The sequence below is a fragment of the Clostridium estertheticum genome (assembly GCF_018861295.1).
Lineage (GTDB): Bacteria > Bacillota > Clostridia > Clostridiales > Clostridiaceae > Clostridium_AD > Clostridium_AD estertheticum_D.
Genome location: NZ_JAHLDM010000039.1, coordinates 12679 through 37600, shown reverse-complemented (window position 1 = coordinate 37600; position 24922 = coordinate 12679). Strand labels below are relative to the sequence as shown.

26 protein-coding genes and 1 pseudogene are annotated in these 24922 nt (G+C 31.8%); 5 read left to right on the top strand and 22 right to left on the bottom strand.

The genetic code is table 11. The features are described 5' to 3' along the window. Window positions 1-215 (top strand): annotated as a pseudogene (locus KPL54_RS24090) (aldehyde dehydrogenase EutE); the annotation flags it as partial. Between the two features lie 207 nt (window positions 216-422). Here the strand turns inward: KPL54_RS24090 and KPL54_RS24085 are convergent. Beyond that, entirely contained in the window at window positions 423-1028 is a 606-nt protein-coding gene (locus KPL54_RS24085; RefSeq protein ID WP_216109039.1) for a hypothetical protein, read from the bottom strand. A 361-nt stretch (window positions 1029-1389) separates the two neighbouring features. Between KPL54_RS24085 and KPL54_RS24080 the strand changes: the two genes are divergently transcribed. Continuing rightward, the gene (locus KPL54_RS24080; protein ID WP_216109038.1) at window positions 1390-2370 is read left to right on the top strand and encodes a phosphatase domain-containing putative toxin; all 981 of its coding nucleotides are present in this window, start codon (window positions 1390-1392) and stop codon (window positions 2368-2370) included. Between the two features lie 74 nt (window positions 2371-2444). On the opposite strand, the gene KPL54_RS24075 is transcribed toward KPL54_RS24080, so the two are convergent. The 14 genes from KPL54_RS24075 to KPL54_RS24010 form a co-directional block, all read right to left on the bottom strand. Then, window positions 2445-4076 carry a cellulase family glycosylhydrolase gene (locus KPL54_RS24075; protein ID WP_290444467.1) on the bottom strand — a complete coding sequence of 544 codons (1632 nt, stop codon included), beginning with the start codon at window positions 4074-4076 and terminating at the stop codon, window positions 2445-2447. Window positions 4077-4468: 392 nt separating this feature from the next. Then, window positions 4469-5467, bottom strand: a complete 999-nt coding sequence (locus KPL54_RS24070; RefSeq protein ID WP_216109036.1) for a LacI family DNA-binding transcriptional regulator — start codon at window positions 5465-5467, stop codon at window positions 4469-4471. Between the two features lie 114 nt (window positions 5468-5581). Further along, window positions 5582-6529: a ribose ABC transporter substrate-binding protein RbsB gene (rbsB, locus tag KPL54_RS24065; RefSeq protein WP_216109035.1), complete on the bottom strand. Its 948-nt coding sequence runs from the start codon at window positions 6527-6529 to the stop codon at window positions 5582-5584. Between the two features lie 33 nt (window positions 6530-6562). Next, entirely contained in the window at window positions 6563-7495 is a 933-nt protein-coding gene (locus KPL54_RS24060; RefSeq protein WP_216109034.1) for an ABC transporter permease subunit, read from the bottom strand. Between the two features lie 33 nt (window positions 7496-7528). Beyond that, window positions 7529-9028: a sugar ABC transporter ATP-binding protein gene (locus tag KPL54_RS24055; protein WP_216109033.1), complete on the bottom strand. Its 1500-nt coding sequence runs from the start codon at window positions 9026-9028 to the stop codon at window positions 7529-7531. Between the two features lie 12 nt (window positions 9029-9040). Further along, window positions 9041-9436 carry a D-ribose pyranase gene (rbsD, locus tag KPL54_RS24050; protein ID WP_216109032.1) on the bottom strand — a complete coding sequence of 132 codons (396 nt, stop codon included), beginning with the start codon at window positions 9434-9436 and terminating at the stop codon, window positions 9041-9043. 2 nt (window positions 9437-9438) lie between these two features. Then, a complete protein-coding gene (rbsK, locus tag KPL54_RS24045; protein ID WP_216109031.1) occupies window positions 9439-10359 on the bottom strand; it encodes a ribokinase in 921 nt (306 codons plus the stop codon). 254 nt (window positions 10360-10613) lie between these two features. Then, window positions 10614-11609, bottom strand: coding sequence for an LCP family protein (locus KPL54_RS24040; protein WP_216109030.1), 996 nt, complete (start codon window positions 11607-11609; stop codon window positions 10614-10616). Between the two features lie 215 nt (window positions 11610-11824). Further along, window positions 11825-12346 carry a VanZ family protein gene (locus tag KPL54_RS24035; protein ID WP_216109029.1) on the bottom strand — a complete coding sequence of 174 codons (522 nt, stop codon included), beginning with the start codon at window positions 12344-12346 and terminating at the stop codon, window positions 11825-11827. A 137-nt stretch (window positions 12347-12483) separates the two neighbouring features. After that, the gene (locus KPL54_RS24030) at window positions 12484-12828 is read right to left on the bottom strand and encodes a GtrA family protein (RefSeq protein WP_253203763.1); all 345 of its coding nucleotides are present in this window, start codon (window positions 12826-12828) and stop codon (window positions 12484-12486) included. A gap of 19 nt (window positions 12829-12847) precedes the next feature. Next, window positions 12848-14884, bottom strand: a complete 2037-nt coding sequence (locus KPL54_RS24025; protein WP_216109027.1) for a glycosyltransferase family 2 protein — start codon at window positions 14882-14884, stop codon at window positions 12848-12850. 21 nt (window positions 14885-14905) lie between these two features. After that, window positions 14906-15871: a glycosyltransferase family 2 protein gene (locus KPL54_RS24020; protein ID WP_216109026.1), complete on the bottom strand. Its 966-nt coding sequence runs from the start codon at window positions 15869-15871 to the stop codon at window positions 14906-14908. Beyond that, entirely contained in the window at window positions 15868-17421 is a 1554-nt protein-coding gene (locus KPL54_RS24015) for an ArnT family glycosyltransferase (RefSeq protein ID WP_309245414.1), read from the bottom strand. The genes KPL54_RS24020 and KPL54_RS24015 overlap by 4 nt, the downstream gene beginning before the upstream one ends. A 304-nt stretch (window positions 17422-17725) precedes the next feature. Further along, window positions 17726-18244, bottom strand: coding sequence for a VanZ family protein (locus tag KPL54_RS24010; RefSeq protein ID WP_216109024.1), 519 nt, complete (start codon window positions 18242-18244; stop codon window positions 17726-17728). 215 nt (window positions 18245-18459) lie between these two features. On the opposite strand from KPL54_RS24010, the gene KPL54_RS24005 reads away from it, so the two are divergent. Further along, window positions 18460-18903 (top strand): hypothetical protein, encoded by a 444-nt coding sequence (locus tag KPL54_RS24005; RefSeq protein ID WP_216109023.1) that lies wholly within the window; start codon window positions 18460-18462, stop codon window positions 18901-18903. A 330-nt stretch (window positions 18904-19233) separates the two neighbouring features. Here the strand turns inward: KPL54_RS24005 and KPL54_RS24000 are convergent, their stop codons facing one another. From KPL54_RS24000 to KPL54_RS23970, 7 genes are all read right to left on the bottom strand, one after another. After that, complete coding sequence (locus KPL54_RS24000) at window positions 19234-20460, bottom strand: hypothetical protein (protein ID WP_216109022.1); 1227 nt, start codon at window positions 20458-20460, stop codon at window positions 19234-19236. Window positions 20461-20996: 536 nt separating this feature from the next. Further along, window positions 20997-21209, bottom strand: coding sequence for a DUF3791 domain-containing protein (locus KPL54_RS23995; RefSeq protein WP_216109021.1), 213 nt, complete (start codon window positions 21207-21209; stop codon window positions 20997-20999). A gap of 2 nt (window positions 21210-21211) precedes the next feature. Then, a complete protein-coding gene (locus KPL54_RS23990) occupies window positions 21212-21454 on the bottom strand; it encodes a hypothetical protein (RefSeq protein WP_216109020.1) in 243 nt (80 codons plus the stop codon). Beyond that, the gene (locus KPL54_RS23985; RefSeq protein WP_216109019.1) at window positions 21454-21954 is read right to left on the bottom strand and encodes a DUF3990 domain-containing protein; all 501 of its coding nucleotides are present in this window, start codon (window positions 21952-21954) and stop codon (window positions 21454-21456) included. Before KPL54_RS23985 ends, KPL54_RS23990 begins: the two co-directional genes overlap by 1 nt. Then, window positions 21951-22259, bottom strand: coding sequence for a hypothetical protein (locus tag KPL54_RS23980; RefSeq protein ID WP_216109018.1), 309 nt, complete (start codon window positions 22257-22259; stop codon window positions 21951-21953). The genes KPL54_RS23985 and KPL54_RS23980 overlap by 4 nt, the downstream gene beginning before the upstream one ends. A gap of 119 nt (window positions 22260-22378) precedes the next feature. After that, window positions 22379-22813, bottom strand: coding sequence for an ImmA/IrrE family metallo-endopeptidase (locus KPL54_RS23975; RefSeq protein WP_216109017.1), 435 nt, complete (start codon window positions 22811-22813; stop codon window positions 22379-22381). Window positions 22814-22835: 22 nt separating this feature from the next. Then, window positions 22836-23309 (bottom strand): helix-turn-helix domain-containing protein, encoded by a 474-nt coding sequence (locus KPL54_RS23970; protein ID WP_216109016.1) that lies wholly within the window; start codon window positions 23307-23309, stop codon window positions 22836-22838. Between the two features lie 229 nt (window positions 23310-23538). On the opposite strand from KPL54_RS23970, the gene KPL54_RS23965 reads away from it, so the two are divergent. Together KPL54_RS23965 and KPL54_RS23960 are read left to right on the top strand one after the other, a co-directional pair. Continuing rightward, window positions 23539-23808 carry a helix-turn-helix transcriptional regulator gene (locus KPL54_RS23965; RefSeq protein WP_071614221.1) on the top strand — a complete coding sequence of 90 codons (270 nt, stop codon included), beginning with the start codon at window positions 23539-23541 and terminating at the stop codon, window positions 23806-23808. 15 nt (window positions 23809-23823) lie between these two features. Further along, window positions 23824-24882, top strand: a complete 1059-nt coding sequence (locus KPL54_RS23960) for a DnaD domain-containing protein (RefSeq protein ID WP_216109015.1) — start codon at window positions 23824-23826, stop codon at window positions 24880-24882. Window positions 24883-24922: the final 40 nt, after the last annotated feature.

Sequence of the window (24922 nt, the reverse complement as noted above, 5' to 3'; positions counted from 1 at the left end):
ATAGTGCATATATATATTCAAAAAATATCGATAATTTAGATAGATTTGAAACAGAAATAGATACAACTATTTTTGTAAAGAATGCTAAATCCTTTGCTGGAGTAGGTTCTGGTGCAGAGGGATTTACAACTTTCACTATTGCTGGGCCTACTGGTGAGGGTATAACCTCTGCAAGAGATTTTACAAGACAAAGGAGATGTGTACTTGTAAGCTAACTTTTAATAGAGTAAGTGACTGCCTACATTTCCAACAAAACGAAAAAAAAAAAAAAAAAAAAAAAAAAAAAAAAATAAATTTTAATTAAATTGTATTTTTAAATAAAAAAAAAAAAAAAAAAAAAAAAAAAAAAAAAAAAAGCCATTGCTTTTATAGGCAATGGCTTTTTTACTAATAAACCCTAAAATATATAGTAACTTTATTTTTTATCTATTATACCACATTACATTATCTGTTAGTGTTTGCCATCCTCTGCAAGCCCAGTGATCCCAGCCTCTACGGCCATCGTTTCTAAAGAAAGATCCCTTAGGTTGGTTTTTATCGAAAACCCAAACTCCGTATGTAGTTCCATCAAATTGGTAACCAGCATACATTTTCACACCAGAAATTCTATATTTATAGTTTTGTGATAAGTCCATAACCACTACATTGTATCTACCACCTGCTGCATAGAATGTTGTTTCCATTAAATTTTTGCAAAAAGCAGCTCTTTGTCCATTGAAGTTGTTCCTACTTATTGCTGCTGCTATTTTATTAGCAATTCCTAATACATCAACGTTTACATTAAAATTTACACCAGGAGCCCAAGCCTTGCTCTCTGTGAGTAAATCGCCTACACTAGTATCGTACTTTTTAGCGTCATTATCGTTAGCAATACTAGTTTCAATCCCATTTGAAATTGTATTAGTAATAGTACTAGTAGTAGTGCTACTAGTACTAGCTGCATAAGCAGCAACTGGTGTAAGTAGAGTACCTGCAATCATTCCTAAAGATAAACATACAGTAACAACTTTCATTTTAATTTTTTTCATTTTAAATCCTCCTTCGTTAATTGTGATAGGGTAACCACTATCTTTTAAATCCTTAAGGGTTGTCCCTTTGTTAATATTATCTTATAAAAAAATACAATAAAACACAATAGAAAAATCATGAACAGTCCATTTTGGGTCATAAAAGACATTTAAACCCCAAATGTGATAAAATACTTACTATTTTTCTTTTATCAGTTAGCGTTGCTTTACATGCAAAAGAGCTCACGCTATCGCTAGCATAAGCCCTTTTTAAACATTTTTTATTCTTATATTTTTCTTTTTATGGTAATATTGTATATTATAATCAACTATATATAAATGAATAAGAACACATTCTAATACAAAAATGGAGTTGTTGATAATGAACAAAAACTTAAAATCTTTATTAATGATAACAATTATTACAGGATTATTAGTAGGCTCATATTGTTTACAACGAGAAACATTTAATAATATTACTTTAGACTCTACTAAGACTCAAGTTTCACAAAATAATACCAACGTAAAATTAGTAATAGATAAAGATAATCAAAACGTATTACCTAAAAACTTCAGAATGTCAAGTGATCCAATTAGCAAACAATCAGCTGCTAATGTTAATTTAAAAGGATTAGCAAACTTGAACGAATCAGGTAGTGGCTCTCTTAGTGAGAACGGCCTCAAAATGATAAAAGATAAATTTAAAGCCAATAAAAAAATCAAAAATATCATAGATGTAGATTTAAGACAAGAAGCTCATGGTTTTGTTGAAGGAATGTCTATAAGTTGGTTTGGTGAAAAAGACCAAGCTAATATAAATAAAGAAAACTATGATATTATAAAAGATGAAAAAGCTAAATTAGAAAAAATCAAAAAAAATAAATATGTTGCCTTTGATAAACTTAAGGAGGGTAAGTCCGTTAATACGATTCCTGAAATTGTAAACCCTAAAAAAGTTCAGACAGAAAGAGAATTAGCCGAATCTCAAAAAATATACTATTTAAGACTTACTATATCCGACCACTTAAAACCTAAAGATGATCAAGTAGATTTATTTGTAAAAGAGATACAAAAAATATCTACTAATGATACTTGGCTTCATTTTCACTGTAGAGGTGGGGTAGGAAGAACTACTACTTTTATGGCTATGTATGATATGATGAATAATGCAAAACAAGTAAGTTTTGAAGATATAATTCAGCGTCAAGTATTAATAGGAGGATCTGATATATTAAAGAAAGATGCTGAAGGGAACAAAACCGGAGATGAAAATAGAGCTGATTTTTTAAAACAATTCTATCAATATAGTAAACAAAATAGTGATAACTTTAAAACATCTTGGAGTGACTGGTGCCATAAATGAAAATCCACAACCATTTTATATAGCAATCGGGCAAAAGAACCCCCTTTCGGTTAATTGCTATATAACTAGTTACATTATTGAATTTTGCATGATATACCATTTAGTGAGAGGCTTATTGGTTTAGTCTTTAAACCATTATAATTGATGTTAAATCCAAATGTTTGAGTTCCTCCATTAGCTGCTATAACAGCATTATAACTCATATTTTTAACACTTATGCTTGAGCTACTCATTGAGTAAGTAGCATTCCACATATTACCATTTGACTGATTAGCTGGTTGAGTCCATGATAATGTCCAACCATTTATTGCAGTTGTACCGTTATTTTTAATAGTTACATTAATAGTTGAACCACTACCCCAATCATTTCCTATTGTATATATAACCTCTACAGATGAATTTGATGTACTAGTGTTACTATCCACAGTGACAATAGTATAAGTTACTGATGTTACATTAGAATTAGTCATACCTGATTTTATAGCTAAAGCCTTAATTGTTGTAGTTTTTGATACAGTTATAGGACTAGTGTATATGTGTGAAGAACTTGTCGGAGTAGTCCCATCTGTAGTGTAGTATATAGTATCACCTAAAGTAGAACAGCTTAATGTTACAGTTTGTGTTGAATTATAGGTTCCTGCAGCAATGTTGGAAGCTGGTGCTGATACTTGAGAACTAGTAATAGTACTGCTTGTAGATCCACCTATATTTTTCTTTACGAATAGGCCAGAAGTTGTAAGATCAGAATCTGTCCATCCCCCAGTTGTACTACCACCAGGTTTTAAAGCAGAAGCTGCTTCGCTTTTATCACATAATGACCAGTTAACCCAACTTATTTTTTTATTAGCCATATAGTCAATCCACTGTTGTGATGCATCGATATATGGTCCTCCATTACCTGAAGCATCAGATGTTCCCCATTCTGTTACAAATACAGCTATACCTTTTGACATAGCATAATTTATCTTGTCTCTAAGTGATTGTCCATGTGTCCCTGCATAGAAATGACATGCATACATTATATTAGAGTATGATAGAGGACTATTTGCAGCAGTGTCAACATCTTGGCTCCATGTACTTGTACCAACAATTATTATGTTATCGGGATCTATAGCTCTTATAGCAGGAATTATATATTGAGCATAAGGTTTTATATCATTTGCCCAAGTAGTGCTACCATTTGGTTCATTACAGATTTCATATATCACATTTGGATGATTTCCATATGCCGTAGCCATTTCTTTGAAGAATGATTTTGATTGTTCCTTGTAGGTATTAGGATTACCATCATTTAATATGTGCCAATCGATAATTACATACATATTTAAATCTATAGCAGCTTGAACTATTTCCTTAACTTTAGCCTTTGTTGTTGTTGGATTTGAAATATATCCACCTTGGTCAGTATACATTGCAGCACGTACAACATTAACGCTCCAATTATCTCTTAAATATTTCATACTATCATAATTCATGTAATCACCATACCATTGAAGTCCGTGGGAACTCATTCCCTTTAATTGAATAGCTTTACCGGTGGAATCACATAATTGGCTTCCAACTATTTTAAGTTGACTGACAGAAGAAGTCGCCGCCTGGGCTATGTAAGTTCTTGAACTTACTGCCACAAATATCAGCATTATAAAAGCTATTTTAAATGAAAATATTTTTTTAAAAAATCCAGTTTTTTTCTTATCTAAAGACAAGTTAATACCCCCCATAGTAAATAAATTTAAATTCAGTTGACAATAAGCAACATTATAACATATTAAGTTAAATGTTCCAATAATATTATCCCACGAAGCCCATTTAGATACTTCTAATTCAGAATCTTATATCATATATAGTAAAGATGGTGTTAGTACTCCTAGGACTCAAAGTTATGTATATGAATTTCAATACAATGATGCCTCGCAAACATACCAACTTACAAGCATAAACTAAGATATTTAAGTAGAAAAAATGTTTCTAATATATGAAAATAAATGAAATAAGTAATCATTAAATTAGGTTTAAAAAAGGAAGATGCTTGGAATAAATTTATTCCAAACACCTTCCTTATCATTATACCCACCCACTTGCAACGTGGGTGACACTACTAAGTTGTTCCGCGAACTATAATCCTAGGTGGAAAATGTATTTTTAAATTATCTATTGATTCTCCTTTTATAATATCTATTATTAGTTTACAGGCTTGCTCTCCCATACTATATATAGGTTGTTGAATTGTTGTAAGTTCTGGTTCAATCATCTTAGATAATGTTATTCCATCGAAGCCCATTATTACAATATCTTCAGGAATTTTGTATCCTCTTCTCTTAAGGGTTTTCATTCCCCCTATAGCCATTACATCGTTAGAATAGAAAATAGCATCAACAGATTTACATTCATCAATTATATGATTAGTTACTTCCATACCACCTTCTAAAGTAAAGGTGCTTTCAAAAATTAATGATTTATTATAAATTCCGTATTTACTCATGCTCTCTTTATATCCATCTATTCTTTCTTTATATATAGTCATTTTCTTTGGGCCAGTTACAAATACTATATTTCTTTTATTTTTACCATACAAGTATTCTACTCCACATTGAATCCCTTGTTTATTATCAAAATAAACACCAGGATAATCTTCAAACCCTTTAATATATCTATCTACAAATACAAATGGTATGTCATTTAATTTTAATAGATTTGCACTATCCTCACTTTCTTGTCCTGGAATCAAGATTATCCCATCAATTAGTTTACTTATTAAAAGTTTGACATACCTCTTTTCTTTATTTGCATTATTATCTGAATTACAGAGGAATACATTATACCCTAATTTATTTGCAAAATCTTCTATAGCTCTTGATAACTCTGAGAAGAATGGATTTAATATATCTGGCATAATTATTGCAATACTTCCAGACTTTTTAGTTTTTAAACCTCTAGCAACATTATTAGGAATATACCCGGTTTCCTCTATAACTTCATAAATCTTGTTTTTGGTTTCTTCACTTATATTATCGGCCTTCTTATTAATAACCAAAGATACTGTGGTCTTTGAGACTCCTACTTTTTCTGCAATATCTTTCATTGTTATCTTATTCATTAGCTAACTACCTCGATTCCTCATAGAATATGCAACTATATAATCTTAATATTTCTAATCTATTTCAATTATATATTAATAATCTACAGTTTACCAATAGGCATTACAATCATTTTATTTTTTGGTCTTTACATATAATTTTAAGTCAACTCCAACTTCCTTAGCTACAGTTGCCCCAGTTAATATTTTTTTAACATTTTCTATAGCCATACTTCCCATGAGCTTTGGTTGTTGTGCTACTGTTGCTGTCATTTCTCCGGCATCTACAGCTTTTTTTGCATCATCGCCTCCATCAAATCCAACAACTATAGCTTTTTTCCCTGAAGTACTTAATGCTTTAACAGCTCCTAATGCCATCTCATCATTTTGTGCAAAAATAGCTTGAATATTAGAATTTGATTGTAACATGTTTTCAGTTACAGTTAATCCCTTTTGTCTATCAAAATCAGCTGGTTGAGATGATACAACCTTTAGATTTTTATCTACATCAACTACATTATGGAATCCTTTTCCTCTGTCACGAGTTGCAGAAGCACCTGTTGTTCCTTGAAGTTCTGCTATATTGCCTTTATCACCAAGTTTTTCCTTTATAAATTTACCTGCCATTTCTCCACCTTTCACATTATCTGAAGCTATATGACAAACTACATCTCCTCCATTGGATTTTCTATCTACAGTTATTACTGGGATCTTTTCATTATTAGCTTGCATAACTGAACTTTGAGCTGCATCACTATCAACAGGATTAAGTATTATAACACTAACTCCCTTTTGCAATAAATCTTGAACGTTTGAAAGCTCTTTTGATGAATCATTTTGTGAGTCAACAACTAATAATTGATATCCTAATTCTTTAGCCTTAGCTTCAGCACCTTCTTTTAGTGTTACAAAGAAAGGATTATTTAAGGTTGAAACAACCATACCTATTTTTTTAGAATCAGATTTTTCACTTGAAGCTGGAGTTTTAGTTTTTGTGTTAGCGCTAGAGCCACATCCCACAAGTACACCAATTGTCATAGTTGCTATCATTGCCACTGAAACTAGTTTACATAATTTTTTCATTAAATTTCCTCCTAATAATATTTATTTGATGTATTAATTAGTAGCCTTTTTCTTCTCAATCAAAACTGCCAATAGTATTACCAGTCCTTTTACTATAGTTTGATAAAAAGCTGAAACATCCATAAGATTTAACCCATTGCTTAAAACTCCAATAATTAACACACCTATTATTGTCCCAAATATTGTTCCTTCTCCACCAACCAAGTTTGCTCCCCCAATAACTATTGCAGCTATTGCATCTAATTCATATCCATTTCCAGCCGTTGGCGCAGCTGACCCTATTCTACTTGTAACTATAATTCCAGCGATTGCAGCCGTAGCTCCAGATATAATATATGCCCAATTTTTAACATTATTTACACTTATACCAGAAAGTCTTGATGAATCTTCATTTCCGCCGACTGCATATATATATCTTCCATATCTAGTTTGTGTCAAAAGATAGACACAAATAGCAAATACAATTATGGTAATAATCACCGGAACAGGTATTCCGAGTATTCTACTATTTGTTAGTCTAATAAAGTCACTACCTAAGCCAGATATAGGGTTACCTCCAGTAAATACATAGGTAACTCCCCTAAATACAGTTTGTGTAGCCAAAGTAGCTACAAATGCTTGAACTTTTCCTTTTGCAACAATTATTCCATTAATAAACCCGACTAAAACTCCTGTAAATAATGCTGCCAGTATTGCTAGTGGTATACTTCCAGTGTTTTTTATAGTCGCAGCAGCCACTGCACCTGCTATTGCAACAATTGACCCTACAGACAAATCTATTCCACCTGTAAGTATTACAAAAGTCATACCTAATGATATAACTGCATTTACAGAAATTTGAGTGAATAAATTTCTTAAATTTGATACTTGTAAAAATGTTGGTGAAATTATACTAACAATTATGCATAATATAGCTAATGCTAAAATGGATTTATATTTTAATAAATTCTCTTTTATATTCGACATTTTAACCCTCCCTTGCAAATCTTATACTCTTTTTTATTCTCCAATTGCTAATTTCATTATGCTTTCTTGAGTAGCCTCTTGCCTACTTAACTCTCCAGTTATTTTCCCCTCATGCATTACCACTATTCTATCTGAAATTCCAAGTACTTCTGACATATCTGAAGAGATCATAATAACTGCTTTTCCTTCCGCTTTTAACTGATTCAATACATCATATATCTCTTTTTTTGCACCTACATCTATACCTCTTGTTGGCTCATCTATTATTAAAACTTTAGGAGACTGTATAAGCCACTTTGCTATAATAACCTTTTGTTGATTTCCTCCACTTAAATTCTTTATTAACTGGTCTTGAGTAGGTGTTTTAATTGCTAATTTTTTTATATATTCATCAACTACATTCTTTTCATCTGCTTTACTTATGCGGAATATTTTCTTTTCAAACTTATCTAAAGACGCTAATGTCATATTTTGCTTTACAGATAAAGGAAGTATTAATCCTTCTTTTTTTCTGTCTTCGGATAAATACGCTATTCCGTTATTTATTGCATCTTTAGGACAATTAATATTTACTTGTTTTCCATTCATCTCAATAGAACCACTAGTTTTCTTATATTCTCCAAAAATAACCTTTGCTACTTCCGATCTACCTGAACCCATAAGCCCTGACATTCCAAGGATTTCTCCTGCTCTTACTTCTAGATTAATTGATTTTAAAATACCTTCCAGGCAAACATCCTTCAATTTTAATATAGGGGTTACATTAGTGGGTTTTTTATATGGATATTGTTCTTCCATTTTTCTCCCTACCATCATAGTTATCAAATCATCTTTACTGACATCGTTTACTTTGACTTCGCCTACATATTTACCATCTCTTAAAACATTTATTCTATCGCAAATCGCAAAAATCTCGTCCAATCTATGAGATATATATATTATTGCTATATCCCTACTTTTGAGCATTTCAACAACTTTAAAAAGCTTCTCCGTTTCTGTATCTGTTAGAGCAGATGTTGGCTCATCCATGACAATTATATTAGAGTTTTTAGAAATTGCTTTTACTATTTCAAGCATTTGCATTTCTCCAATACTTATATTTTTAACATACTCCTCGGGGTCAACATTACTCCCAATTTGTTTAAGATAATCTTTACACATAGTGTTCATTGTTTTTTTATCTACCTTTTTAGTTACTTTGTTTATTTTTTCATTTCCTAAAAATAAATTTTCTGCAACTGTTAAATTTGGTAAAACACTTAGCTCTTGATGTATTATTGATATACCTAGTTTTTCAGCTTCTTTTACATTTTTTATATCTACTTCTGAACCTTGTATAACAACTTTGCCATCATCCTTTTGATAAACACCACCTAAAATCTTAATTAATGTGGACTTTCCTGCACCGTTTTCTCCTAAAAGTGCTAGCACTTCTCCCTTATATAAGCTTAAATTTATGTTATCAAGTGCCTTTACTCCGGGAAAACATTTTGATATACCTTTCATTTCGAGGAAAGGAATTTTTTCTTTCATAATTACTCCTCCTTAAAAAATTACTCCAGATTTAAGAATTATATTCGCATAAGGAGTTTGCTCCCCTGTTCTAATTACAGCCTTACACTCATTTAACATTATTTTTAATTCCTCATGAGTTATAAAAGTAAATTTCACATTTTCAAATTGTCTTTTTATTTCTTCAAAGACTTTAGGATTATTTTCTTCTATTTCTAAGGCCAAAATTACCTCTTCTACTTGAAGTTCTAATAATACATTTTTTAATGTCTCTATAAAACTAGGGATACCTTTTGATAATGCTATATCTATCCTTTTTGTTTTATCAGGTATTGGTAATCCACAATCTCCTATGGCAATTAGATCTTTATGTCCCATTTTTGAAACTACACTAGAAATCTCTCCATTTAAAATTCCAATTTTTTTCATGTTCACTGCTCCTCATTAATTTCATTTAAAAATGGTATTGACGCTTGTGCACCTTCTCTTTGAACTACTATAGCTGAAACTTTATTTGCAAATTTAACTGCCTCTACAAGTGAATTAATGTTTAAATTAGATTTTGTTAATTTAGTAGTTATTGCTCCTATAAACGAATCTCCAGCTGCAGTACTATCAATAGCATTAACTTTATATGCAGGTATTAACACTGCCTCCTGCTTTGATATCACCGCTGCTCCCATATGACCTAGGGTAATAATTACATATTTAACTTTATTATCTAAAAAGGTATTTGCAGCTTGTTTTGCACTTTCTAAATCTTGAACATTTACTCCTGTAAGGGTTGTAGCTTCTGTTTCATTCGGAACTATAATATCTGTGTACGCAAACAACTCTTTAGGAATTTCTTTTGCTGGGGCCGGGTTTAAAATTGTAATAACCCCATTTTCTTTTGCAAATTTAAAAACTTCCATTGTAACTTCAATTGGTGTCTCAAATTGTGCTACTATTATGTCACTACTCGCTATAACTTCTTTGCACTTATCTATTTCTTCTAAATTAAGAGCCATATTTGCACCTGCTACAACTATTATTGAATTATTACCTTTATTATCTACTGTAATTATTGCTGTGCCTGTTGGCTTAACATCATCTTTAAATATGCTATCAACATTTATCCTTTCTTTTTCTAAGGCATTTACTATTTGCGATCCATAAGAATCTTGACCTATTTTGCCTATCATATATACCTCTGCTCCTAGTCTTCGCGATGCAACTGCTTGATTAGCACCTTTGCCGCCATGTGCTAATTTGAAACTTTCACTAAAAATAGTTTCTCCAACTAGTGGCATTTTATCTATAGAAACCACCATATCCATATTAATACTTCCAAGGATACAAACCTTATTCATAACCTCACCTCTTTTTTAGTTAACCGATTAAGTAATTCGATTAACTAAATTATAAAACCTCAGCAATTAAATGTCAATGGTTCTTAATATATTTATTGTAAATGTTTTCAAAAATTAAAACTATATATCTTATAGTATATGAATTATCAACTTAAGCACAAATGAGAATCATAAATTTATGTGTGAAAGCTTATGACAAAGTACTAGCAGCCTAAACCGCTAGTACTTTTAAGTTTGTTATGGACAAATTCTTTCTACATTGGAGCTTTAGGTACTGACTTTATGTCTTTATAAATAAAGTTATGCAGTTGCGCTATAGTAGACTTCATGTCAGCAACCAAATACCAAACTTTGTCTATCGTTTTTCCCATACTATAACCATCCACTGGGAATCTGTCTTGTTCCAAGGTTGTTGTATTAGATGTAAGCACTTTTGTACCAAGCTTCATTATATCCATACTACTTAAACTTGTTTCCGTATAAGGTAAAAGCTCAGAAACAACCGACGGAAATTTTGCTACCCCTAATGACTGAATCTTTGTCATAATAAGTGACATTACCGTTTTCTGTCTTTCAATTCTTCGAGAATCGCCACCATCGGTAAACCGTACTCGTGAATACGCAACAGCCTGAAGTCCGTTTAAAGTTTGTAGTCCCGGTTTTATAATTTTAGGAACCGATTTTTTTTCTATTTTAGAAATTTCTACTATTTTATCATTCATAGGGCTAATTTCATCTTGTTTAATATCAATACTTACATCACCAATAGCATCTATTATCTTTTCAAATGAAAAGAAATCAAGAGTGATATAATCCCTAATATCCAAATTAAAATTTTCATTAATAGTGCTTATAGCAAGTTGTGGTCCCCCATATGCATATGCATGGGTAATCTTTGTTTGGCCGTGACCTTTTATTTTTACATATGTATCCCTCATAATAGAAGACATTTTTATTTTCTTGTTGTTTGAATCTATGGAAACTATTATTATAGAATCCGAGCGACTTGTCTTTTGATTTGCATCCATTCTATCTATACCCAAAAAAGCAATATTAGTTATTCCCTTAGCATTTTCTGATTCAGATAATGACTTAAAATTAATACCTAACATGTCATCAGTTTTCGATATTTCTACAGTGTTTATTTTATTAAGTTTATAAAAAGCGTAACCAAAGACCCCTCCTACAATTAATACACAAATAATAAACATACTTAACAAGATCTTCTTCCAGTTTTTAATTTTCTTCATATTTTCGCTCCTCATCATTCGTACATTTTAGTTAATTATTACCATTTTGTAATAATTAACTTGTATTTCCTTAAATATTATAGCATATCTTTATAATTTTACACTCTTTTTTCATCATTTATCGACATATTTTTTCCTAATCTTCTTAAAAACTTTATTTTAGGTTATTAAACAAAAAAATAAGAACAGTTTCTCAACTGTTCCTCTCCACTTATTTATTTATGGATACCACTTACCATGTGGGTATCACCTATTGTTCTTTTCCTTTTTTTCAGATGTATAAAATGGCCCCGTACACCTACTATAAGCATTCCTAGAACCCCACCGCTAAAGTCAATTACTATATCAAGAACATTGGAGGTTCTGCTTGGTATATATTTTTGAATAAATTCATCTATTACAGGAAATAGTAAAAGTAAAAATAGTAACATCCATATTTTATTACTTCTTTGTAATTTAGACTGCCTTACTATAGAACATAGCAATATGCTAAATATAAAGTATTGAAAAAAATGTGCATTTTTTCTCACATAAAAATTAACATCATTAAATTTACCACCTACTTTTTCTATATTAGCTGGCGAAATATTCATAACCCCTCCTGCAAACTCTATAAGACCTCTACTAGTCTTTTGTGATGTTTCACCTGGCCTTGTACCATTATAAAAAATTACCCCTAACCAAACAACACATAATAAAATCTTCACTATTGTTTTTCTTTTTAATAAAATCTTCATAAATTTCTCCTAACCTCATGTCACCACTCAATTTAGTAATAAAGTATATTATACCATTTATTCATCATCTTTTAAACATTGACATTAATGTCTTTAAATCATCAGTTAACAATATGCCACCTGCCACGTGGGTGGCACTAATCTCTAAAAGTCCATAAACTATTCAATAAATAATTGGATACTGGAACTACAAGAACCACCAAGCACTGTCCATAAAGATAGTTCCATTTAAGGACATGAACACTAATAAATATAATGGTACTATTTAACCCTAGCCCAATCAAAGAAACTATTGAATAGATTAAAAATTGCCGTACGTTTCTGCTTTTCGACTGAAATGTCCACGTTCGATTTAAAATATAAGAAATCACGAGTACCAGAAGGAACCCCAAAGCGGATCCAAGAACAGGATCAAAATTGGCAAATTCGACAAGTAAAATAAGACTCCCAAAATGGATGATAGTACCTAGTAAACCAACCATACCATAACGTACTAGCACATTAATTTTCATATTTTGTCAATCCATGATCTGTCTTCTCCCAATAAAACGGATTTGTAATTAATTGCCAAACCGCTTTATATGCTGCTATGCTCATTAAAGCCCAATAGATTGGTGTAAGGAGTGCATATTTAACCAACTTAAAAGAAAGTGCATAATTTCCCTTTTCCTGTAGATCATCAATAACCCAAAATACCCCAACGATGTTACTAAAAACAAAAATAAAATTTCCAATTATAAGTTCTATTGCTGCCATGTAATAGATTGGTCCTGGAAATAACATTGGAATAAGATGATAATGAGTTGTAAACCACAATAAAAGCATCAACCATAAAAATGGATTAATTAATGGGAGTATTGGCGTTGCTAAGGTAATAACCTGTAATCCTATCATACCTCTGGTCCCAACTTGACGCCACAAACGTAAGGGAAATCTCATGTGTACTAGCCATGTCTGCATATATCCCTTAATCCAACGTGACCTTTGTCTAATCCAATTACCAATACGGCTATTTGCTTCTTCCCAAGTCCTTGAGTTCACAATGCCCGTTGTATAACCCGATGCATAAAGGCGAATCCCTAAATCAGCATCTTCCGTTACATTGTATGGATCCCAAGCGTTCAGACTTTTTAAAATCTCTGTTTTAAAATGATTTGACGTACCTCCGAGAGGAATTGGAATATTCAGTTTCATAAGACCTGGTAAAAGTAAATCGAACCACATACTATATTCTTGAGTAAACCAACGAGTTAACATATTCTGGTTACTATTATAATAGTTAAGCTTACCTTGAATACAACAGCAAGACTCCGGACTTCGCGCAAAGGCAATATAGACTTTTTTTAGTTGATCCAAATCAGGTCGATCCTCTGCGTCATAAATAACCGTATACTCACCTCTTGCATTGATAAGCCCATAATTACAAGCCTTCGGTTTTGTCTTTGGCAATGCGTGAGGTACGACAATAATTGTATAATAGTACTTTAAATTCTGGGATTCTAAAAGTTCCTGCGCCTCCACATCGTCTTCTTCTACCAAAAGGCGAATATCTAATTTGTGTTTAGGGTAATCAAGTAGTTCCAAATTTTCTAGTAACGCTAAGATCACTCGACTCTCCTTGTACATAGGCACCAAGATAGTGTAGACTGGTAGCTCGCGTTCATCCAATGATTCAACTTCTTCGTCAGTTATTCTTATCTGAGCACCATTACGTGTTCCCTGCATAATCATAAAAAACTTAAGTAATACTACTATGAAATATACCACCTGGATAAATATATTAATAATTAATGCTGTCTTAAACCTATTAAAACAAAGTCCAAGGACAATTACTACTAAGATCGTCACAATTAATATGATCTGTCGCCTGGTGAATATAGTACGTGCCGATTGATCAGGTCTTTCATTAGCCAGTTTTTCGGTACTAATCATCATTAATTCACCAGGATAAACAAGACTCCAAAGCATCTCCATCTCATCATGCGTTGATATCACCTGTTCAATTTTGTTTTCAAGTGTCGATTCTAGGATGTTAACCTGCTCTTTTGAAAGTATTTTAGCCACAGCCACAACAACCCTGTGTAAATTTGCTCTAAGGACTATTGCTTGCAATCTATTTGCTATCTCCTCAGGAATTTTCACTGAAAAATCCATAGTAAATTCAGACCCAATTCGCCCCATACCTTGTTGCGTGGCAATAGTTCTAAATAACGTCTGTGCATCTACGAGTCCTAGCGATAATAGAATCTCGCCCAGTGCTCCCCCACTTTTTTGTTGGAATTCTAGAGCGCTATCCAACTGCTCCACTGTCAAAATACCAAGATCAATAAGTAATTCTCCAATCTTTCCTTTCGAGTGGATAAATTTGATTGCCTCAAGAACCTTAGACTCCTCCGCCCATCCAAAATCAATTAATATATTTCCAAGAAGCCCACCATACATTTTCTGATAATCCAGTGCTTTATTCAAATCACATTCTGATATCCACCCATTTTCAACCAAAATTTCTCCTAATCGAACCGGCTTCTGCTCGCCCATCATTTTCTCCTTATTCCAATTTTATTGGTCACTTATATTTTCATCCGATAGAACATTTTGAGTTTTCTGACTGACTATATATCTTGGTCGCCCTTTGACCTCATCATAAATTGCTGCAATATATTCGCCAAGAATCCCAATACCCAGCATAATCATGCTATTCATGCTAAGCAGCAACAAGATAACTGTTGTAAACCCTGTTACAGCTACCCCCATTAATTTCATATAGAGAGTTTGAATTCCAAGAATTACGGACCCAACAAAAAACATCATTCCAATAATCGAAACAAAGGATAGTGGCCATGATGTAAAAGTCACAACCGCATGAAGAGCCAATCTAACAAGAGTTGTAAATTTCCAACTCGTCGTGCCTTCAATTCGTGGCGCTACATCAAACTCAATTTGAACCCGAGAGAATCCTAACCATGCAGTCATACCGCGAAAAAAAGTTATACGTTCTGGCATGATAGCCCAAGCTTCAACAACTTGACGATCAAGAAGCTTATAATCACTTGCCCCATGTAAATCATATCTTGTAAGCTTCTGGAGTAACCAGTAAAACAACTTTGCGCCCATCCCATATCCAAAAGACTCCTTACCACGTGTCCTTTTTACACATTCAACAATTTTTGCTGTATCGGAGCGCCAATAATCAATCATCTGCGGAATTAACTCTGGCGGATGCTGAAGATCCCCATCCATAATAATCACCGCTTGACCCTTTGCATGCTCTAGTCCTGCGCAAAGGGCCCGCTCCTTACCAAAATTTCTACTAAGGCGAATACCTTCCACCTGAGGGATTTCAAAACAAACAGCCATAAGTTCAGCCCATGTTTCGTCAGTTGAACCGTCATCAACAATAATTAGTTCAAAAGATTTGGTAGACTGCTGAATAAATTTATCAATTGTTTTGAGTGTCTGATGTAAATGCTGAGCTTCATTCCATACTGGTATGACTACAGATACCTCGATTACCGCCTGATTCATTGGATATTTCCTCCTGTTTTTCTTATTACCTTGTACAGTCGCCACTTTGAACCAAAGTCCCTTACAAGTTCCGCCCATTCAGCCCCATGTTCAAACAAATTGGGATAAGCATTATTAATTACACTAATCACAGATGAGGATCCAGGTTTAGGAATCAAAATATAGCTAACTCCATATTTTTGTGGGTCTGAGATGGCCTCATTAAAATAATAATCACTAGATATATATAAGCGCCTCGGAAACTGGGTTTTCAAAATAATTAAATAAGCAGAGAATGAATCCACCAAAATGTTACTATTAGGATAGTTTTCATCTAAATACCCTGCAATATCGCTAAATTGTTTTTCGTCATAGTAAGTCTGATTGTGCTGCTTAAATGTATTCTTAAGAAAAGTGTTTTCATCAGGCGCAATGGTAGGCTGAGTAATGACATATGATAAGATAATAAAATTTAATATCATTCCCATAATAGGAATAATAAACATCCACTTACGTTTCACCTTGCTTAGCTCATATGGTAACCAGGCAAATCCTACTGGTAGCACATACATAAAATATCTTAACCATCCTAATGTTGTTCCTTTTACCAGCATAATAACTTGCAACATAGGTATAGAAATAAACATTCCCAGAAGGATTAGCGTATCCCATCGCCACAAGCGATGATTAAGCAATTTAAGAATTAATATCGCTATCAAAGGCGCGGAAAACACCAAAATCTTTTTTAGAGCAAAAATACAAGCTTTTACAGGTGCACTGACCATATCTACATATATTGATGAGCTTAAGTGTCCCTGAATCTGAGCAGTATTCGAATAATCTCCATTTAAAAAATACAGCGGATTATGCATAATTATCATATTAAACAAAACCCACAATATTATAGAATAACAAAGTGGAGTAACAATAATGGTGAGTATGCCTTCCGCCCATGACCATTTATAACGGGTATCACCTTCGCTATGTGGAGCAGCATTTCTGCTGACCAGCATTGCGATAATAACACAGCCGATAGCCATACTAAAAGCAAATGGAACTGCTTCATACCGACACCAAAAAGCTAATGCTAAAGCAAAACTCACTACTACCAAATCGCCTAGCTTATGCTCATCAACCCAATTTAAAAAAGATATAATACTCAGAATCACGAAAAATATAAACGGAGCATCACTTAAACCATTAAATCCAAATATGAAAACCATTGGATTTAGTGAATATAATAGTGTAAAAATAACCGCATACAAACGCGAAATACCACGTTTAATAAAAGCTCCAACCAATATACTCGCAGTTAATGAAGCAAAAATAGCACTCATGAGCATCCCTGCAATTCCCTTGGTTGCCATTGCAGGAATCCATGGATATAACAACAGAAATCCCAAATCTATCATACTCGGTAAGGGAGTCCAAACAAATCCTATCGCACCCAAATGAGGGTTACGGCTGTATAAAACATAAAATGCATTAGCGACTCTACTAATTCCATCACTATGATAATATCCAACACAAACATTGTAATAATAACCGGCTATACATTCTAACAAAAACACAGCGATCCCAATTGTCCAAACCATTCTTTTATCATTACGGATTCGTAAATTCCCTTCTAAATTAGCTATATACCCACCCCCTATATTTAAAATTAACAATATATTTTTGGCGATGATGCGTTCCTGAACTGGAACAGATTATTTTATGTTATTTATCATAAAATTTAATATATATATATTTATGCAGAACTTTACGAATAATTACTAAAATATAAATTGCTTTTAACTAAATAAAAACTACCCAAATGCATAACCATGCACCTCGGTAGTTTTATAAGTTGACTATCTTAAAATCCTTGTGTTTCTATTTCATAACACCTTGCGCCGCAGTTCTTCCCTTTGTTATATGTTTAGTGTATATCTTATAATATGCTAAATAGAAAATTCCGAGTCCTATTAAAGAACCCATAAAGTCTATCAACACATCGCTTACTAGTGATCCTCTCCCTAAAACAAACGACTGATGGAATTCATCAGTTACTGCATAAAATAAACATATAAACATGATATAAATTAATGCATTTTTTCCTTTAACCCTAAATAGAAATAACAAATTTGCAACAAATACCGCTAACATACAATATTCAAAAGCATGCGCATTTTTTCTTATAATTACATCTATTTTTTGATTTCTTATACCTTCTGGTAGCACAGTGCTTTTAACTTTAGCTGGATTTGTTTTACCTTCCAGAACACTTTTTCCACTTCTTATGGAATTAACAATTCCATAACTCTGTTTATCTGATATTGTAGCAGGTCTAGAAGAGTTATAAAATATAAATCCCATCCATAATAAACATAAAATAATACTTAGTTTTTTCAATATGTCACCATCCAATCTAGTAATAAAATATATTATACCATGTATTAACCTTTATTTTCATTACTACAAGCTACTTCTTCATATTTATCATTTCCCTCATTTTTCAATACGCTATCTTTAATAACATAATTATACATAAATATTATATATTAAATATTAATACAATAATTTCATGTTATAATAAAGTAGATAAAAAATTAAAGGAGTGAATATAAATGAAAAGTAAACGTATTAAAATTAAACTTATGACAGGTATCCTTCTAGCAAGTATGGCTATTTCAACCAGTAACATAGCATTTGCTGCCAACACAGTAACTGGAACTAAACTAGGTGCAGTAACAACCGAAGCAATAACATCAACACAAAATACTGTAGCACATACAGCTTTATCAAGCACTATACCTAATGAAGAAGAAACATCAGTTATTGCAACAGTAAAAGCTGCTCCATTTGGAGCAATAATAAATGCTACTTCAATTAAAAAAGAAGCTACAAAATACCAAGTATTTGATGGCACAAAAATTATATCTACAATTGCTAACTTGGGAACAAATACAACAATATTTCCAGGAAAAAGTGTTGGAGATGTAGTTACAATTAAATTATTAAACGCAGCTGGAACAATAGTTTCAACAATTAATGTAACTTTAATATCTTAACAGTAGGTGAAACATATCTATGCCTGGCTAGCCTATAAATAATTTTGTGTAAACATATTAAAAAATACTCTTCCTTGGTAATGTTGTAGGGAAGGGTATTTTTACTAATCTAACGTTCTATACCATTTCTAATAAATTGATGTTACATAGCAAATCTGTTTATCAACCTATAGAAATCCACATATTAACACCTCACTTCAACCTTTAGGCTTACGGTCTGACCCTTTTCTGAGTTTGGAGGTGAATTGAATATGCTCTCTTAATTTTTTTGCATTAAAAAAGACACTATTTCTAGTGCCTATATTGTTATATTCATTTTGTAGTTACTATTTATGATTTAACTTGGGTAGCAACAGTTAATGTAGCACTTGTTGTAACTTTACTAATCGAGTCAAAGCCGGTTATTGTAACGGAGCTAAACGGCCTTAAATCAATTCCCGAATTTACTGTTATTGTAAGCAAACCATTTTTAATTTGAACTTGACCAATATTACTCTGGAATGTTACATTGTTACCAAGTGATGTATTTGTAATGTCATTCCCATATTGGTCATATATAATACAAGATGCATAACCTTTATTTCCAATAACTCCTAGTACTCTTGAAGTCACACTAATTTTATTGACTTTTGAAGCGTTAGTTTCAACCACAGGGGCTACCATTACTGAGCTTACAGTAATACTAGTTAATAAGTCCTTTAATGTAATACTGATTGAGCTATTAAGATCGATAGTAGAATTATATGTTATTGTACCTGTTGCTGTTGACGGGTTTAAAACTATAATTGACTTATCAGATGAAGTTACAGTTAACTGTGAAGCTGGAACAGTTTTAGTTATATCCTCATTCGCTGAATTGAATACGCTATATTTAAAAGTAGCTGTATACATTCCAGTCTTTGTTGTAATCGGATTAATAGAAAATCCAGCAATTTTTGAAGGTGCAGAGGTTCCAGTTACTCCATTTTTGTTCACTAATGTAATAACAATCGATTTACTAATATCAAAAGAAGAATTAAATGTTATTGTACCTATTCCTGTTGTTGGATCTACAACTATGGTTGAGCCTACAGATGCACTTCCATAAATCTCTGAAGCTGGAATAGTTTTAGTAATATCTAATCCATTCTGATCTAATACTTTGTATGTAAAGGTAGCTGTGTTTGTACCAGTCTTAGTTATAGTTGGATTAACTTGAATTTTAGTAACTTTTGAGGTTACTGGTACTGAAGCTACAATTTCTTGACCATTATTATATTTAATAGTCGAAATATTTACAGAATCTTTACTCACTTGTGTACTATTACTATTTTTTATCCAACCGCTATCATCTGTTTTTATAAAAATATCCTCTTTATTTTTAACTACTGCATCATTAATTAAACCTGCATTGTTTAGATCATTTGCATACTCTAACGTATACATACTGTCTCCTATTACCACAGAGAAATTTGGGACATCGGTAAAACTACTTAGTTCCATTGCCATTACTGGTTTTGACATCGTAACTGTCAATAACACAAATCCCATCATCATAATACTTTTAAATTTTTTCATTAATAGATCACCCCTATTCTTATATTTTTTATGCATTTAAATATAAATTCAATAAAAGCTATTGCATTATTAATTTACAAAAATAGCATTTACTATTTTATATTGTTAACAGTTACATAATAACACATTTTATCCTAAAAATGAATTTTTTTAAAGCCTAAGAATATGATTATATAAATGCATTCCTATTTTTTCTATATATTTAATTTATATTTTATCTTTTCCTCGCTCACCTTTTAAAGTTTTTATTTGTAAGTGTACATGATTTGTCATTAAACAGTAACTATATAATTATTTGTTTAAATTATATCCAAATGACTTTTTAATAAACAAAAACTACCAAAATGCATCAACATGCAGTTTAGTAGTTTTCTAAGATGGCTATCGCCAAGCTTTTTTGTTTCTATTTTTCTATTAGTATTCAACTTTTCACCCTAACTTCTTTCCCACTAAATTCGCATCAAATGTTCCATTTCTGCCTAGCTTCGCATGTTCCATTAAATGGATGCATCGAAGCAAAATCTGTTTGCTTGTTGCTAATGGACAACCTTTTGTCTTGCATTAATATAAATGCTAATATCCTCTATAATATATTCTCTTCCAGTGGTATGTAAGGCTTCATAACTCGCATTAATATACTCAAAAACACGGTAACTATTAAAGAGGTCTAAAGCTTCCTTACCCTTTAGACTTTTGGCATTTTTATAATTTTCTATACAATACACTAAAAAATCTAATTTATCTTCCATTCTCACGCCTCCTCAGGAAAAACAATTTTCCCTGTTTTTATTTCTTCAATATAAATATTATAAAGCGTAGGAACACTTAAATGCCAAACCTTCGTCTCCTGTTGCTCTAGCTTTTCATATAGTTTTGATGAATAAAGATTGTTTAAGGCATCTTTATCAGATATAATCATCTCTTTTGCAATCATTTGTACTAGGCGAGATACAATTACCTGTAAAATAGTTTGAAATTCCTTCACTTCACTCATCATATATCCTCCTCTGTATCAAGATCTAACTGACCAATATAATGCAGACAGGTCAATGCCTTTTCTGTACAAAAATTAACTTGATCATAAAATTTTCGAATTTTCAATCTCTTTAGAGTTTCTTCTCTATCTAAGAGTCCCGCCTCATATAAACTGAAAACCCTATATATAGTATCATCCGCAACTGCTCCAATTACCACATCATACTGCTTTCCGTTATAAATTCCCTGCCTATTAGAAAAAACAAAATCCAGCCACTCCCCATTAGGATCATTAAAGCTTAGTACTTCAAGTGTATTTTTTATCTTTTCAAAATTAATTTCATACATACTAACTGACTTATTTTGACTTCCATTTCTAAGCATCACCTTTTGTGAAAAGCTTATTGCTTGATTTTTACTTGTAGTTGTATAAAAACCCGTTCCAAAATCTAATGTGCGCTTTGATGCTAATAAAGCTGGTCTATCAACTACCATATCGCTACCATGGTATATAATCATACACATCCTCCTATAACTTTCTGTATTAATATATTTTCTATCTTTAACTCTTCAAGCATCTTTTCAAAATGTTTCCTCTTTTTAATCTGCTTTTCTACTTCATCAATTTTCTTTTCATCTTTACCAACATAATCAGTAACTGTTTTTTTTCCATCTCTATATTTCAAGTAATAATACTCGTTTTTACCTACTTTCTTTATACACATTTTTCCTTTAGGAAGCTCATTTATCTTAGTTTTATATTCATCTTGCATTAAGAAATTTCTCTGAGATTCCTCTAAAATAATATCTTTTAATAAACTCAAAGTAACTAACTCACCTCCTACAATATTATTATACCCCACGATAATATTATTAACAATATTTTGTGGGGTAATAAATTCATTAAACCAATCTTACGTAGTATAAATATCTCCTATTTTTTCTATATATTTAATTTATATTTTATTAATTTTGTAGGAACACGAATTAAGGAACTAATTTGCTCAATATCTAGCTGTCCATATCCTTGATCTTTAATCTCATAATTGATTAGAATTTCAGCAGCAAATTTATCTGCCTGAATTTCAAATTTGTTTTTAACTTGCAATGGATTTTCAATAAGGTAACTTATAGACATATCGCTATGAAGAATTGCATGACCAAGTTCATGAGCACAAACATATTTCATTTCATGGTCTTCAATCCCAGAATTTATGTGAATCATTTCATATCCATGTGTTCTCTGAAAAAATCCTTTTATTTCATTCCCGAGATTACTTATTATAATTTTTATGTTGAGATGTTCACATAGTTCAAACGGATTTAAAGTACCATAGATTATAAAAAGAGATGAAACAGTATCTTTAATAACATTCATTAGCTCCCCCTAAATAAAAGTATTATTTGTTTTCTTCATTTTGCATTTTTTCTGCATAAGCAATTCCCATTTGTATAGCGTTTGCTAAAGCTATTTTGCTTTCCTTTGATAACATCTCTCCATTTAACATAAGTCCTGATTGCGAGAGAATAATATCCATAGCCTCTTTTACATCCGTTATCTCAGCAAAGTCTGATGTGGATTTATCTGCTAAAGAACTTTTAATTATTTCTTCATCCTCAGTTTTAGTAATATCTATATCTGATTTCTCCTCATCTACAAAAAAGCCTAAAGGAACTTCACACTTTTCTGCAATTTTATTTAAAAGAACATAGTTAGGGTAAATTCTACCATTCTCAATATCACCAATATATCCTCTCGAAAGTTCTAAATCCATTGCTAACATGCTTTGAGTATATTTCCCACCAATTATTTTGGATTTGTGCTTACGCGCTTTGTTTATTAATAAACCAACTTCTTTTTTAGATAAAACCATAAATACTCCTCCACCAATAAGATTATGAAGCAATTATACGTCAATGACGTTAATATGTCAATAAATTGAAGATAAACATAGTAAATAAATGTAAATAATGGATAATAACTACTTACAGGGGTATTCGTCGTTAAATGACGTCTTTATGGTTTTACATGTATTTTATTCTGTGATATATTAAATTAAAGAAGTTAATAAACGTCGTTATACAATTATAGGGGGTGCAATAATGATATCAGAAACATTTAATAACCTTACTTGGTATAAAAAGATGGAAGTTTTAAGAGTAATAAAAGGATGGGGGCAAAGACAAGCCGGACTAAAATGTTTTACAACTAATAAAAATTATTGGCTCTGGGAAAAGGGTAAAAGTTATCCAAATCATTCAAGTAGGAGATCAATAGCAAATGCTTTTGGTGTAAGCGTGGAATATATATTCCCTCCAACTGATAAAATCATAAGTAATTTTAACAATAAAAAAATGACAATAATTAATTGAATGGAGGAATAAATAATGGCTAAATATAGACAGATTTATACTGAATTTTGGAGTGATACTTTTGTGCTTGAACTAGATTCACAGGAAAAACTTTTTTATCTATATCTTCTAACGAATGCAAAATCTACGCAGTGCGGGATATACGAACTCTCCCCTAGGTTTATTTCACTAGAAACAGGATGTGACAAAGTGCTTGTGGCTGAACTGCTTAAAAAATTTTGTGATTATAAAAAGATTTTATACAGCGCGGACACGAATGAAATTATGGTATTAAATTGGATTAAATACAATGTTCCAAATAATTCCAATGTCCTCGCATGTATAAAAAAAGAAGCACAGAAAATCAAAAGTAAAGTATTACTTAAAATATTATATAAAAAATATGAAGCTGCCGGCTTAGATGTAAATAATATTTTCAAAGGACTCTTTGTAAACGTTATACCAGTTGATATAAATGATCTAAGTCCTATAAAGCAAGATCATTCAGCGGACCAAAGTAATAATATAATTGTTATGGATACAGCTGATGAATCATTTATTAAGCCCCTTGATACCCCCTTGATAGGGGCTACCAAGCATATGCCAAGTAATAGAATAAGAAGTAAAGAAGAAGAAGTAATAAATAAAGAGCAAAGAATAATAAATAAAGAAGAAGTAGAAGAGGTAGAAGTACCTAAAGCAGAAAAAACTGCTGCTACGGCGGTCGGTATAAAAAGTGTAATTAAAATATTCGAAGAAAATATACATGCTATCACACCACTAGTGTATGAAAAAATATTAGATTTTACAAAACACGTAAGTGATGAAGTCATAATTATGGCTATAACAGAGGCCGTTAATTATAATGCAAAAAACATCAAATATATCTCTAAAGTTATCAATAGCTGGATAAGTGAAGGCATAAAAACTGCTAAGGAGGTTGTTACCTATCAGAAAAAATGGAATAGTAATAAGAGTAGTAGCAGCATTAATAGTGGATCGCACTCTGTGAAAAGTGGTAGCTTTTGTGACTACGAACAGAGAACATATGATTTTGATCTTTTAGAAAAACAATTACTTGGGATAACTCAATAAATTATTCTATTTAGTAAACCTTAAATAAAAAATTAGAAGG